The organism is Flavobacterium zepuense, assembly GCF_007097145.1.
Taxonomy (GTDB): Bacteria; Bacteroidota; Bacteroidia; order Flavobacteriales; family Flavobacteriaceae; genus Flavobacterium; species Flavobacterium zepuense.
On record NZ_VJVZ01000005.1, the window covers coordinates 159464 to 174162 of the forward strand.

Here is a 14699-nt window from a genome sequence, read left to right on the forward strand (position 1 = left end):
AAAAGAAAAGATGATGAAAAATTTTAAAAACTTTAAATATATGGTAATTGCACCAGCAATGGCGCTATTACTATCCGGGTGTGTAAACGAGGACAACCTTGTGCAAAACGACCCTAATACTGCTACAGAAACTTCCTTCTGGAAAACTGATGCCGATGCATTAGCCGGTGTTAATGCCGTTTATGCTAATTTATTGGTAGATGGTAGTTATATGAGGTGTACTCAAATATTACTTGATGGCCCTGCAGACGATAGCCGCAGTAACAGTCCATGGGTATCTATGGCAAATTGCGGCAGGTTTAACACCAGTATTGCAGACCCTGCTATATACGGTTGGTCTTTTGAGTGTTACTACAAAGGTATATTCAGGGCTAACCAGGTATTAACCCATGTGCCTGAAATTGAATTTGAAGACGCAGCCTTAAAAGACAGGATATTAGGGCAGGCTTATTTTTTAAGGGGCCTATACCTTTTTCATGCGGTAAACCTGTTTAAAAATGTACCGGTGCCTTTAACTACAGAGACATTTCAGTATCCTCAAAAAACACAGGAAGAAGCCTGGGCACAGGTAAAAGCCGATTTTCAGATGGCGGCCGATTTACTGCCTGTAAGCTATAATGGCCTTTCCGGATTAGATTCGGGCCAAACAGGCCGTGCTACAAAATACGCTGCTATGGCTTACCTTGGTAAAGCACATTTGTTTACACGCGATTTTGCAAGTGCCAGAACAGCTTTTGAAAGCGTTATCAGCTCGGGTGTATACTCGCTTGTGGCTAACTACAGGGATAACTTTACTACAGTAAATGAAAACAACTCAGAGTCGCTTTTCGAAGTGCAGTTTAGCCGTGAGGCAGGCGGTGTAAACCTTGGCTGGGGTGGCGAGCCTTCTTCGGGCTGGGGTAAAACATCGGCAAGGGCCATTACCTATGCTCCACGCGATTTTGGATGGACAGATATGCAGCCTACATGGACGCTGTTTAACGAATTTCAGCAGGAGGCCACTGTAAATGGAGATGTAGATCCTCGTTTAGATGCTACAATTATATACAACAAACCGGGAATGATGCTTTACGGTCAGGAGTTTGCCGTTAAGTATGCAAACAGCCCTGCTAACCTTAACGACCTGTTTTGGAGGAAATACCAAAATGCCGACGGCCAGTTTGCCGATGAGTACGACTGGAGGAGTGGTATTAACGAGCGCCTTTTACGTTATGCCGATGTATTGCTTATGTATGCAGAGTGCTTAAACGAAACCGGAGCTACTACAGATGCTTACCAGTACATACAGCAGGTAAGAACAAGGGTTAATTTACCGGATCTTGCTACTGTTATGCCTAATATGAACCAAAGCCAGATGAGGGACCAGATAGCGCACGAGCGTTTTCTTGAATTCGCTGCCGAAGGCCACCGTTATGATGATATTAAAAGGTGGGGCTGGTTTCAGGATGCAACAAAACTTGCCATGCTAAAAACCCGCGATGAGGAGTTTAACACCTATCAGCCGGGCAGGGAGTACTACCCAATACCACAATCGGAAATGGATAATAACCCAACAAGTGTACAAAACACGGGTTACTAATTAATTTAAATATTCAAAAAACTTAATATCATGTGGTAAGCCTGTACTGGCTTGCCACGTGATATTAAAATTTAAAAAACCTTATGAGCATTCACAAAAAATATGTAGCGTTATTATTTACGGCAGTATCATTAGTTACGGGTTCGTCTTTATCAGCACAACAAAAATCAACAATAACTCTGGCAAGCCAGGAAAATGCCCCTACCATAAATAAACATATCTATGGGCATTTTGCTGAGCATTTGGGCAGGTGTATTTATGATGGTTTTTACGTGGGCGAAAAAAGCACGGTACCTAATACAAACGGCGTGCGTAACGATATTATAGCTGCATTAAAAGAGCTTGGCATACCTAACCTACGCTGGCCGGGTGGCTGTTTTGCCGATACCTACCACTGGAAAGATGGTATAGGCCCCAAAGATGAAAGGCCGGAAATGGTTAACCAATGGTGGGGCGGCGTTACCGAAGATAACAGCTTTGGTACGCATGACTTTTTAGATCTTTGTGAAACACTGGGTACAGAGCCTTACCTTGCGGCAAACGTGGGTAGTGGTACAGTGCAGGAGTTTACAGAATGGATACAATATGTAAACCACACCGGTAAGAGCCCAATGAGCGACCTTAGAAAAAAGAACCATAGGGAGAAGGCGTGGGGCGTAAATATATGGGGTGTTGGCAATGAGGCATGGGGCTGCGGAGGAAATATGACCCCTGAGCACTATGCTAACCTTTACAGGCAGTATGCTACTTTTATGAGCGACTGGACCAACTCCGGTAAAATGTTCAGGATCGCATCGGGTGCTAATGTGGCCGATTACCACTGGACAGAAGTGCTTATGCGCGACATCCCTAAGAATCTTATAGAGGGTGTGGCACTGCACTCATACTCTTTTGTAACGTGGGAAAAGAAAGGTTCGTCTACTAAATTTGATGAGCAGCAGTACTTTACAACCATGCAAACTGCCCTTAAGATGGAAGAGCTGGTTACAAAGCATACCGAAATAATGGATAAATACGACCCGGCTAAAAAAATAGCACTTATTGTAGATGAGTGGGGCGGATGGTATGATGTGGAAGAGGGTACAAACCCGGGATTCCTTTACCAGCAAAACACCATGCGCGATGCCATGATAGCGGGTACAACGCTAAATATATTTAACAACCACAGCGACAGGGTGCGTATGGCTAACCTTGCACAAACGGTAAACGTATTACAGGCTGTTATCCTTACCAAAGGCGACAAGATGATACTAACGCCTACCTACCATGTAATGCACCTGTACAAAGTGCACCAGGATGCTAAACTAATCCCTATTAAAGTGGCATCGCCTGATTATAAGTTTGGCGATAAAACGCTTCCTGCAATATCGGCTTCAGCATCAGCTAAAGATGGTAAAACACATATTTCTCTTGTAAATATCCACTCAACAGATAAGATTACTACAGAGATAAACCTGGAGTCGCTTAAGCTTAAAAACTTTACGGCAAAAATTATATCATCGGGTAAACTACAGGATCATAATACATTCGAAAATCCGAATGCTATTACTGAGAAAGAGTTTAAAGATTTCAAATTTAAGAACGGAACACTTTCGGTAACATTACCGCCATTCTCGGTAGTAGTGTTAGAAGGTAAATAATATTATTCAGCATGAAGCTTACACAAATAAAATATAAGGCGTTAGCTGCGGCATTCGTGCTGGCTTCGGTAGTAACAGCATCATGTTCTAAAGATGCACCTAACGAAGATACAGTTGCAACAGACGATGTTGTAACCGATGACACCCCACCTGCTTTTGACATTAACTCCATTACCGATACCTATTATGATATGGCCCCCGTGGCTAATATTTACCAATGGGGGTACCGTAACGTTCATGACCCATCTATCATAAAAAATGGCAATACGTACTATTGCTATAGTACCGATGTTGCTTTTGGCGCAGAGGTACAGCCCGGTATACAGGTGCGTACATCAACCGACCTTATCCAGTGGAATTTTTTGGGCTGGGTATTCCCGGAGCTTCCTGCTATGGGCAAAGCCTTTATACAATCTAAAGGCGGAGCGCCTTTTAATGCACTTTGGGCACCTTATGTTACAAAAGTAGGCAGTGAGTACAGGTTATACTACTCGTTATCATCGCCTACACCAAGGCTAAGTGTAATAGGTTTGGCAACAGCCACAACACCGCTTGGCCCCTGGACAGAGAAAGGCCTTGTGGTAACCTCTTTAGCCGATGCCTCTATACAAACCAATGCTATAGACCCTACGGTTATTGTAGACCAGAGCGGTAAGCACTGGATGTATTATGGCTCTGCCTGGGATGGTATTTACATGTTGCAGTTAAACCCATCTACGGGGCTTGCTATGAGCAGTGGCGATAAAGGTATCAGGGTGGCACAGCGCGGCTCTACCGGCAACAGCATTAACGGTAATATAGAAGGTCCGGAAATTGTTTACAACGCCCAGTTTAATAAATACTACCTGTTTATTGCTTATGACTGGTTACAGACAAAATACAACGTGCGTGTGGGCAGGAGCGATTCTGCCGAAGGGCCGTTCCTGGATTATGCGGGTAATGATATAAACAATGACCTTGACGACAGCCCTATGATACTGGCTCCGTATAAATTTAACGGCCACTCCGGCTGGCAGGGTGTTTCGCATTGCTCGGTATTTAAAGACGATGCCAGCCAGTACTATATGGCACACCAGGGCAGGCCGGGTGAGAACAGCTTTTTTATGGATTTACACGTTCGCCCTGTGTATTGGACGGAAGATGGCTGGCCTATTGTATCGCCCGAGCGTTATGCAGGCGTTGCACAAACCGCTATTGCCAGTGCCGACCTTGTAGGCAATTATGAGCAAATTATACTGGGTTACCAAGTGGTACCGGGCTATTCGGCAGAACAAACCGATCCTAATTTCCAAACCTCTGTTTCGCTTAAGCTTGATGCAGGGGGTACCATAAACGGCGATGCCAATAATACATGGAGCTATACTGCTCCGTGGCTTACCCTTACATGGGGTGGCACATGGGTAGATAAACTGCATGTAGAGCGCGGCCGCGACTGGGAAAACAAAATCGAATCTACCATCTTGCTGTCGGGGCTTAACAATGCCGGCACTGCAATTTGGGGTAAGAAAGTTCAATAACAAACACAATTATGAAGAAAGTTGTATTGGTTATACTAAATGCGTTCCTGCTGTTTTCGTGTAAAAACGAAACAGTAGCAGATGCATCGGGTAACGAAAATAAGGATGAGGGAGCAGCGGGGGCAAAACCGCTGGCGCTTAACAATCCTGTAATAAAAGGCAAATATACCGGCGATCCTGCCGCACTGGTTTACAAAGATTCGGTTTACTTATATGCCGGGCATGACGAAGCGCCAAACGATTTCAATTTTTATAAAATGAACGAGTGGCTGGTGTACAGCACCGCCGATATGGTTCATTTTAAAGAGCACCCCGTGCCTTTAAAAACTACCGATTTTAAATGGGCTAAGGGCGATGCCTGGGCAGCCCAGGTTATAGAGCGCAACGGCAAATTTTACTGGTATGTAACAGTAGAGCATGCTACCATTCCGGGTAAGGCAATTGGCGTAGCGGTGTCTGATTCGCCTACAGGGCCATTTAAAGATGCCCTTGGCAAAGCGCTAATTACTAACGATATGACCAAACAGGTAAGCATTACCTGGGATGATATAGACCCAACCGTATTTATAGATGATAACGGGCAGGCCTATTTATACTGGGGCAACCAGGTGTGTAAATACATAAAGCTTAAAGAGAACATGCTGGAGGCCGATGGCCCTATACATGTGGTGGAAGGCCTTAAAAACTTTACCGAAGCCCCGTGGCTGCACAAGCACGGTGACTGGTATTACCTTTCGTATGCATATGAGTTTCCTGAGAAAATTGCCTATGCCATGAGCAAATCGCCGGAAGGTCCGTGGGAATTTAAAGGCATTCTTAACGAACTGGCAGGCAACTGCAATACCAACCACCAGAGCATTATCGATTTTAAAGGGCAGCCGTATTTTATATACCACAACGGGGCAACACAACACGATGGCAGCAGCTTTAGAAGATCGGTTTGTGTGGATAAATTATACTATAACACAGATGGTACCATGAAACGCGTGGTAATGACATCTGAAGGAATACAATAAAATATGAAGACAGTGTTAAACTTTTGGGTTAGTTTAATTATTTCCTTCGTTTATGGCAGTGCTTTCTCGCAGAAGGCGCTGCCCATAAGCGAAACTATAGTGCACGACCCCGTAATGATCCAGCAGGACGGTACCTATTACCTGTTTTGTACCGGTCACGGCATTGGAGTGTTTTCATCTAAAGATATGAAGGAGTGGACGCAGCTTAAGCCTGTGTTCGAGACCCCACCCACTTGGGCAACCGGCGTAGCCCCCGATTTTAAAGACCACATCTGGGCTCCCGATGTTTCCTACCACAACGGGCAGTATTACTTATACTACTCGGTATCATCATTCGCAAAAAATACATCGGCCATAGGCGTTGCCACTAACAAAACGCTTAATCCTTCCGACAAGAACTTTAAATGGGAAGACCATGGCATTGTTATACAATCGGTTCCTAACCGCGACCTTTGGAATGCTATAGACCCTAACCTTATTTACGACGATAACAATATCCCGTGGTTAACCTTTGGCTCGTTTTGGAACGGACTAAAAATGGTAAAGCTTAGTCCGGATTTACTTTCGATAGACAAAAAAGAGGAGTGGTATACTGTGGCGCGCCGCGAGCGCAGCTTTAACCTGGAAGATAAAGACCCCGGCGATGCAGCCCTCGAAGCCCCATTTGTATTCAAAAAAGGCGACTGGTACTACCTGTTCCTTTCGTGGGACTATTGCTGCCGTGGCGAAAACAGCACCTACAAAGTAGTAGTAGGCCGTTCTAAAACGGTTACCGGCCCTTATGTAGATGCTTCAGGCAAGGACCTTAACCGGGGTGGTGGCACTTTAGTAATAGAGGGTAACAAGAACTGGGCAGGTGTAGGCCACAACAGTGCCTATACTTTTAACGAAAAAGACTACATGGTTTTTCATGCATATGACTCGGCTAAAAAAGGCGCACCCAAACTTAAAATTAAAGAGGTTAAATGGGAAAACGGCTGGCCTAAGGTAACACCTATGGATTAAGCGTTATCCAAATACAATACATAATGAAATATAAAATTATAAGCCTATTATTTTTAGCAGCCTCAGTTACAGGCTACGCACAAACAAAAAAAACAGCTGTTGCAAGAGGTGGTGCAACACAGGCACAACAAACCGTATTAATTTCGGGATATCCTATTCAGCCTGTTGAGATAAGTAATGTAAAAGTTACCGATGATTTCTGGCTTCCCATAATAAAAAAAGTTCAGGAAAAAACTATAGAATACGCTATTAAAAAATGCAGCGAAGAAGGCCGTTTTGAAAACTTCCTTATTGCAGGCGGCGTTAAACAGGGAACTGTAAAAGGTGTAATGCCTTTTGATGATTCTGATGTTTACAAGATAATTGAAGGTGCTTCAAACTCACTAATAAGCTCTCCAGATAAAAAGCTGGAGGTGCTTTTAGATTCGCTTATAAGCATAGTAAAAATAGGTCAGGAAAAAGATGGTTACCTTACCACCTGGCGTACTATTAACCCTGCCAAGCCACCTGCCGACTGGGTTAAGGTAGATAAAGGTGTGCGCTGGGAATATATGAACATGAGCCATGAAGAATATAACGCAGGCCACATGTATGAGGCTGCTGCGGTACATTTTAAGGCTACCGGCAAACGTAACTTTTTAGACATTGCCTTAAAAAATGCCGACCTGTTTGTAAAAACCTTTGGCGATGGGCCGGATAAGATACATGCCGTACCGGGCCACCAGATCATAGAGACCGGCCTTATAAAACTGTATGAAATTACAGGTAAGGAAGATTACCTAAAGCTTGCCAAATATTTTTTAGACCACAGGGGCGATCCGTCTAAAAAAGAGAACTATGGCGAGTATGCACAAGATCATAAGCCTGTAGTTCAGCAGGATGAGGTAGTGGGCCATGCCGTGCGTGCTGTGTATATGTATGCCGGGATGACCGATATTGCCGCCATTTATAAAGATGCAGCTTACCGTGCCGCAGTAGACAAGCTGTGGAATAATATGGTAGAAAAGAAAATATACATAACGGGGGGCATAGGTGCAAAGCACGATGGCGAGGCTTTTGGCGCAAACTACGAGCTACCTAACTTAACTGCTTATAATGAAACCTGCGCCGCCATTGGCAGCGTATACTGGAACAATCGCCTGTTTAACCTAACGGGCGATGTTAAGTATAACGATGTGCTGGAGCGTACTATGTACAACGGTTTAATATCAGGAATATCATTAGCAGGTACCGAGTTCTTTTATCCTAATGCACTGGAGGCCGATGGTAAATTTTTGTTTAACCGCGGTGCCTGTACCCGCCAGGGCTGGTTTGACTGTTCATGCTGCCCAACAAACTTAATCCGTTTTATTCCGGCAATACCGGGACTTATATATGCGCATCAAAAAAACACCTTGTATGTAAACCTGTATATGTCTAACACAGCCGATGTAGTTTTAGATGGCGTTAAGCTTAAAGTATCTCAGGAAACCGCATACCCTTGGAACGGCAAGGTGAAATTATCAGTTAATCCCGAAAAGGAAGGCAGTTTTATTATAAAAATGCGTGTACCGGGCTGGGCACGTAATGAGGTTATGCCGGGCGGATTATACTCCTACATAAATGCAGCTCCTGCAACCCCAACATTAAGCATTAATGGTAAAAAAGTGTCAGCTACCATTACAGAAGGATACTTTGTAATAAACCGTACCTGGAAGAAAAATGATGTGGTTGAGGTTAATTTTCCGATGGAAGTTAGAGAGGTTGCCGCCAGCGATAAGATTACCAATGATAAGGGTAAAATATCATTAGAATATGGCCCGCTTGTATATGCGGTGGAAGAGATAGACAACGCTAAAACCTTTGGAGACATTAGTATAGCTAAAAATACATCGTTTAAAGTAACCCATAAGCCAGAACTTTTAAAAGGTATTTATACTATAGAGGGCACTGCCGGTAAAGCTAAATTTACAGCTGTTCCATACTATTCGTGGTCTAATCGCGGCATCGGTAAAATGGAAGTTTGGATACCTATGGCATCAAAATAAAAGAAAGAAGAATATATAATACAACCCAATAAATGAAGACAAATTTTTTTAAAAGCACAGCCCTTACAATTGCCCTGGCAGGTACGGTGCTTTGCAACGCACAACAGCACAAACTTACGTTAGACCTTGCCGACACAGGAATTAAGATACAGCCTACCATGTACGGTATCTTTTTTGAGGATATTAACTTTGGTGCCGATGGCGGCCTGTATGCAGAGTTGGTTAAGAACCGCTCTTTTGAGTTTGAAGCTCCCTTAATGGGCTGGGAACAGCCTAATAGCGACCGTCATAAGCTTAACGAGAAGTCGGGCTATGCTACTGTGGTTGTGAATAATAAAGAAGGTAACAAGAATTTTTGCCGTGTTGAGGTTAAAGATGCTGCCGGCTATGTACTTACAAACGAAGGTTTCCGAGGCATAGGTGTTAAGGCTAACGATAGCTATAACCTGTCTATAATGGCAGCTAATCAGAGTGGTAATATTTCTAAAATTAAATTCCAGTTTGTAGATGCTGCCGGTAAAGTACTGGGAGAAACATCGGTAAGCCCGTCATCTAAAGAATGGAAAAAATATACAGCTCAGCTAAAAGCCACTGCTACAGAGGCTAAGGCCAAGCTAAAGATTACTTTTGAGGGCAAGGGAGTTATAGATCTTGATATGGTTTCTATTTTTCCTCAGGATACCTGGAAGAACAGGCCACAGGGTTTGCGTAAAGACCTGGTTCAGAAGTTATACGACCTCAACCCGGGCTTTCTTCGCTTTCCGGGTGGCTGTATCGTAGAAGGCCGCGTGCTGGAGCAACGTTACCAGTGGAAAAAGACTGTTGGCGCTGTAGAGCAAAGGGAAACCCTTATAAACCGTTGGAATACAGAGTTTGACCACAAGCCAACCCCTGATTACTTCCAGTCGTTTGGTTTAGGTTTTTTTGAATATTTTCAATTGGCGGAAGATATTGGTGCAGAGCCGCTTCCGGTTTTAAGCTGTGGTATTGCCTGCCAGTTTAACACGGGTGAGCTTGTACCTCTTGCAGAACTTGACCCTTACGTTCAGGATGCGTTAGATCTTATTGAATTTGCAAATGGCAGTGCTTCAACCAAATGGGGTAAACTGCGTACCGATATGGGCCACCCACAACCCTTTAACCTAAAACTTATAGGTGTTGGTAACGAGCAATGGGGGCCTGATTATATAGCGCGCTACAAAGTTTTTGAAAAAGCCATACATGCTAAGTACCCTAATATCAGGATCGTATCGGGTAGTGGCCCTTTCCCTGACGGTGATTATTTTGATTACGGCTGGGAGCAGCTTAAAGACCTTAATGCCCAGATTATAGATGAGCATTACTATAACACACCTACATGGTTTAAAGATAACGTTACCCGTTATGACAAATACGACCGTAAAGGCCCTAAAGTTTTTGCAGGAGAGTATGCTGCTCAAAGTAAGGCTATTGCAAGCCCTGACAATAAAAACAACTGGGATGGTGCCCTTGCCGAAGCTGCATTTATGACCGGCCTTGAGCGTAATGCCGAAGTGGTACACATGACGAGTTACGCACCACTTTTTGCCCATGCCGATGGCTGGCAGTGGACTCCCGACCTTATCTGGTTCAATAACCTGCAAAGTTATGCTACGCCTAACTATTATGTTCAGAAACTGTACGGTAACAACGCTGGTACCGATCTTGTTGCTATTACCGAAGGCAGTAAGGCCATTACAGGTAAAGACGGCCTTTTTGCTACCGCGGTAACCGACAAAAATACTAAAGAGGTTATTATTAAGGTAGTTAACACCTCTAACAAAGCCCAGCAGACTGATATTAGCGTTAAAGGGAAGAAACTGGGAGCAAGCGGTACGCTTATTACGTTAAAGAACGATGACCTTGCTTCAGAGAATAATTTCCAAACTGAAACGGTTACTCCTAAAGAAAGCACTTTCAAGCTAAAAGGCGGTAAAATTGATGTTGAGGTTCCGGCGTATTCTTTTGTGGTTATAAAAGTTAAGATGTAATAAAAATAACAAGTGTAAAAAATACATTTATTAAAATTTGTAATTATATTTGTCGCAAATAACGCAATCGGTTGCAGTGATATAAAACCCTGCAACCGGTATTAAAAAGATTCACACCATGAAAAAATATGTAATAGGGCTGGACTACGGTACCGATTCGGTTCGTGCAGTACTTATCGATACAGAGAACGGCGCAGAACTGGCATCTGAAGTGCACCTGTATGCCCGCTGGAAAAAAGGCATGTACTGCGATGCGCAGGCAAACCGCTTCAGGCAGCATCCGTTGGACCATATTGAAGGTTTAGAAAATACAATAAAATCGGTAGTTACTACCAGCGAGGTTAACCCCGCATCTATAGTCGGTATTTGTATAGATACCACTGGTTCATCTCCCATTCCTGTAGCGCAGGACGGTAAACCGCTTGCCTTGGTTAAAGGCTTTGAAGAAAACCCTAATGCCATGATGGTGCTGTGGAAAGACCACACCTCTATAAAAGAAGCCAACGAAATTAACCAACTTGCTGCCTCATGGGGTGGCGAGGACTTCACAAAGTTTGAGGGTGGTATTTACTCATCTGAGTGGTTTTGGGCTAAGATACTTCACATTGTACGGGAAGACGAAGCGGTTAAAAACGCGGCACATACCTGGATGGAGCACTGCGATCTTATGACGTATTTGCTTATTGATAACGCCGACCTTAAATCGTTTAAACGCAGCCGTTGTGCAGCAGGACATAAAGCCATGTGGCATGAAAGCTGGGATGGCCTTCCGGCAGAAGAATTCCTTTCGCAACTGCACCCGTACCTTGCTACGCTTCGTAACAATTTATATGATGAAACATATACATCTGATGTTGTTGCGGGTAACCTTAACGCCGAATGGGCTGCCAAATTAGGCCTTACTACCGACACGGTTATTGCTGTAGGTACATTTGATGCACATTCAGGGGCAGTAGGGGCTAAAGTAGATGAGAACGTTTTGGTGCGTATTATGGGTACTTCTACATGTGATATTATGATATCACCATCAGAAATTATTGGTACCAATACCGTTAGAGGTATCTGCGGGCAGGTAGACGGTTCTGTTATTCCGGGGCTTATCGGGCTTGAAGCAGGGCAATCGGCTTTTGGCGATGTACTGGCCTGGTTTAAAGACATCCTTTCATGGCCAATAGACAACCTGGTAATGAAATCGGCAATTTTAACCGACGATCAGAAACAAAAACTACAGGCAGAAATAGATGCCAACTTTATACGCACACTAACCGCACAAGCAGAGAACATTCCGTTATCAGAGGCTATTCCTGTAGCGTTAGACTGGGTTAACGGCCGCCGTACGCCCGATGCTAACCAGGAACTTAAAAGTGCCATGACAGGCCTTTCATTAGGTACTAAAGCACCACACATATTCAAGGCATTGGTTAATGCTATTTGCTTTGGCTCTAAAATGATCGTAGACCGTTTTGAGGCCGAAGGCGTTAAAATAAACAGTGTTATTGGTATTGGTGGTGTGGCACGTAAGTCGCCATTCATCATGCAAACACTGGCTAACGTACTTAATATGCCTATTAAAGTGGCGGAGTCAGACCAGGCTCCTGCATTAGGTGCTGCAATTTATGCAGCGGTTGCTGCCGGTGTTTACAGCAATGTAATAGAAGCCAGTAAAGTAATGGGCAGCGATTTTGAGGCGGAGTACTTCCCTCAGACCGATCAGGTAGTTAAATTTGAAACACTATTGCAATCTTACAAAGATTTAGGCAACTTTGTAGAAACCGCAATAAAATCTAAAAACTATGAGTTCCAGCTATAAAGATCTTAAACAGGAGTGTTACGAGGCTAATATGCAGCTTGATGCATTAAAGCTGGTAATTTACACTTTTGGTAATGTTAGCGCCGTAGACAGGTCTAAAGGGCTATTTGCCATTAAGCCAAGCGGGGTTCCGTATGAAGTTTTAAAGCCTGAAGATATTGTTATTGTCGACTTTGATAACAATATTATTGAGGGTACCATGCGTCCGTCGTCTGACACTAAAACACATGCTTACCTTTACAAACATTGGGATGACATAGGTGGCATTGCCCACACGCATGCAACCTATTCGGTAGCATGGGCGCAATCGCAGCGTGATATACCTATATTTGGTACTACGCATGCCGACCACCTTACGGCCGATATTCCGTGTGCACCGCCAATGGCAGACAACCTTATACAAGGTAATTATGAGCACAACACCGGTATACAGATATTGGACTGCTTTAAAGAAAAAGGCTTATCGCACCAGGAAGTAGAAATGGTATTGCTGGGCAACCACGGGCCGTTTACCTGGGGTAAGACTGCTGCTAAAGCAGTTTACAATAGTAAAGTGCTTGAGGCTGTAGCCGAAATGGCGTACTTAACGCTGCAAATAAACCCTGCGGCGCCAAGGCTTAAAGATTCTTTAATTAAAAAGCATTACGACCGTAAGCATGGTAAGGATTCGTATTACGGTCAAAACTAATGAGCTTGCAAACCGCTAAACCAAACCAAAATGATAAAAAATATTAAAACAGGCTTTTCTTTACTGCTTTGCTGCACCGTGCTGCTTACAAGCTGTAAAGATGAGAAAAAAGAAGAAGCAATGCCGGAAACAACAGAGCAGCCAGCAACAAAATCAGGGATAGTAAAGTCAGATTATGGTACAACGCCCGAAGGTGTAAAAATTGAAAAATATACCCTTACCAACGAGAAAGGTATGACAATGGAGGTAATTACCCTTGGTGGTATTATTACATCGCTTACTGCTCCGGATAAAGACGGTAAATATGAAGATGTTGTTTTAGGATACGCAAAAAAAGAAGATTATTTTAACGGTAATCCTTATTTTTTTGGCGCAGCTATTGGCCGTTACGGTAATCGTATTGCTAAAGGTAAATTTACCTTAGATGGCAAACAATACCAGTTAACGGTTAATGACGGGCCTAACTCGCTTCACGGTGGTAAAGGTTTTGATAAAAGGGTATGGACAGCAGAAGAAGTTGCCGGTGCAAACCCTACGCTTAAACTTAGCTACACTGCTAAAGACGGCGAAGAAGGCTATCCTGGTAACCTTAAAACAGTTGTTACCTATACGCTTACAAACGATAATGCTTTAGAGATTTCATACGAAGCAGAAACTGATAAAAAAACGGTTGTTAACTTAACGCAGCATTCGTATTTTAACCTTTCAGGTGCGGGTAAAACCATCTTAGACCACGAGCTTGAGCTAAAGGCGGACAGGATGTTGCCGGTTGATGCTACGCTGATACCAACAGGCGAGCTTAAAGCCGTTGCAGGTACTCCGTTTGATTTTAATACCGCTAAAGAAATTGGTAAAGACATTAATGCTACTGATGACCAGCTTAAAAAAGGCGGCGGTTATGACCATTGCTGGGTATTTACTGATAATAACGCTAAAGACCTGCGCGAAGTGGGCAGCGTTTACCACAAAGCCTCCGGCCGATACATGCAGGTATATACCACAGAGCCTGCCATACAGTTTTACAGCGGTAACTTTATAGATGGTACGAAAGACAGCAAAACAGGCGGCAAATATGAAAAGCGCAGCGGATTATGCCTGGAAACACAGCATTACCCTGATTCGCCAAACCAGCCTAAATTCCCATCAACGGTGTTAAGCCCGGGAGAAAAATATACTTCTAAAACTACTTATAAATTCTCTGTAAAATAATCAGGGAATTGCAGTAGTGAACTTATTTAAAGTTAGATGCTAAATTGGGTGATATTATTTTGGGTTATAATATTACAATGGGTTAGTTTAGTTATTTATTTCTAATGAGAAAAGGCCGTTTCTGTTGAAACGGCCTTTTGTATTTTGTAAAGACGCATGCTTTGCGTCTCGCGTACATAATAATCTTCTATATATTTGA

10 protein-coding genes are annotated in these 14699 nt (G+C 43.5%); all 10 read left to right on the forward strand.

Translation table 11 applies throughout. From position 1 onward, the window contains the following. The first annotated feature begins 40 nt into the window (after positions 1–40). The 10 genes from FMM05_RS09525 to FMM05_RS09570 all read left to right on the forward strand — a co-directional run bounded on the left by FMM05_RS09525 (position 41) and on the right by FMM05_RS09570 (position 14500). A complete protein-coding gene (locus tag FMM05_RS09525; RefSeq protein WP_185965550.1) occupies positions 41–1579 on the forward strand; it encodes a RagB/SusD family nutrient uptake outer membrane protein in 1539 nt (512 codons plus the stop codon). An 83-nt stretch (positions 1580–1662) separates the two neighbouring features. After that, positions 1663–3219: an alpha-N-arabinofuranosidase gene (locus FMM05_RS09530; protein ID WP_185965551.1), complete on the forward strand. Its 1557-nt coding sequence runs from the start codon at positions 1663–1665 to the stop codon at positions 3217–3219. A gap of 11 nt (positions 3220–3230) precedes the next feature. Next, positions 3231–4736, forward strand: coding sequence for an arabinan endo-1,5-alpha-L-arabinosidase (locus FMM05_RS09535; RefSeq protein WP_143373138.1), 1506 nt, complete (start codon positions 3231–3233; stop codon positions 4734–4736). 11 nt (positions 4737–4747) lie between these two features. After that, a complete protein-coding gene (locus FMM05_RS09540) occupies positions 4748–5752 on the forward strand; it encodes a glycoside hydrolase family 43 protein (RefSeq protein WP_143373139.1) in 1005 nt (334 codons plus the stop codon). Between the two features lie 3 nt (positions 5753–5755). After that, on the forward strand, positions 5756–6757 hold the full coding sequence (locus FMM05_RS09545; RefSeq protein ID WP_143373140.1) for an arabinan endo-1,5-alpha-L-arabinosidase: 1002 nt from the start codon (positions 5756–5758) through the stop codon (positions 6755–6757). A gap of 23 nt (positions 6758–6780) precedes the next feature. Beyond that, positions 6781–8784, forward strand: a complete 2004-nt coding sequence (locus FMM05_RS09550; RefSeq protein WP_143373141.1) for a glycoside hydrolase family 127 protein — start codon at positions 6781–6783, stop codon at positions 8782–8784. A 32-nt stretch (positions 8785–8816) separates the two neighbouring features. Further along, on the forward strand, positions 8817–10793 hold the full coding sequence (locus FMM05_RS09555) for an alpha-L-arabinofuranosidase C-terminal domain-containing protein (RefSeq protein WP_143373142.1): 1977 nt from the start codon (positions 8817–8819) through the stop codon (positions 10791–10793). 118 nt (positions 10794–10911) lie between these two features. Next, entirely contained in the window at positions 10912–12603 is a 1692-nt protein-coding gene (locus tag FMM05_RS09560; protein ID WP_143373143.1) for a ribulokinase, read from the forward strand. Beyond that, on the forward strand, positions 12587–13291 hold the full coding sequence (locus tag FMM05_RS09565; RefSeq protein ID WP_143373144.1) for an L-ribulose-5-phosphate 4-epimerase: 705 nt from the start codon (positions 12587–12589) through the stop codon (positions 13289–13291). Before FMM05_RS09560 ends, FMM05_RS09565 begins: the two co-directional genes overlap by 17 nt. Positions 13292–13321: 30 nt before the next feature. Further along, entirely contained in the window at positions 13322–14500 is a 1179-nt protein-coding gene (locus FMM05_RS09570) for an aldose epimerase family protein (protein ID WP_143373145.1), read from the forward strand. The last annotated feature ends 199 nt before the right edge of the window (positions 14501–14699 follow it).

Coding starts and splice junctions, on each gene's coding strand:
- FMM05_RS09525 (WP_185965550.1), top strand. CDS start 41: ATGGTAATTGCACCAGCAATGGCGCTATTACTATCCGGGTGTGTAAAC.
- FMM05_RS09530 (WP_185965551.1), top strand. CDS start 1,663: ATGAGCATTCACAAAAAATATGTAGCGTTATTATTTACGGCAGTATCA.
- FMM05_RS09535 (WP_143373138.1), top strand. CDS start 3,231: ATGAAGCTTACACAAATAAAATATAAGGCGTTAGCTGCGGCATTCGTG.
- FMM05_RS09540 (WP_143373139.1), top strand. CDS start 4,748: ATGAAGAAAGTTGTATTGGTTATACTAAATGCGTTCCTGCTGTTTTCG.
- FMM05_RS09545 (WP_143373140.1), top strand. CDS start 5,756: ATGAAGACAGTGTTAAACTTTTGGGTTAGTTTAATTATTTCCTTCGTT.
- FMM05_RS09550 (WP_143373141.1), top strand. CDS start 6,781: ATGAAATATAAAATTATAAGCCTATTATTTTTAGCAGCCTCAGTTACA.
- FMM05_RS09555 (WP_143373142.1), top strand. CDS start 8,817: ATGAAGACAAATTTTTTTAAAAGCACAGCCCTTACAATTGCCCTGGCA.
- FMM05_RS09560 (WP_143373143.1), top strand. CDS start 10,912: ATGAAAAAATATGTAATAGGGCTGGACTACGGTACCGATTCGGTTCGT.
- FMM05_RS09565 (WP_143373144.1), top strand. CDS start 12,587: ATGAGTTCCAGCTATAAAGATCTTAAACAGGAGTGTTACGAGGCTAAT.
- FMM05_RS09570 (WP_143373145.1), top strand. CDS start 13,322: ATGATAAAAAATATTAAAACAGGCTTTTCTTTACTGCTTTGCTGCACC.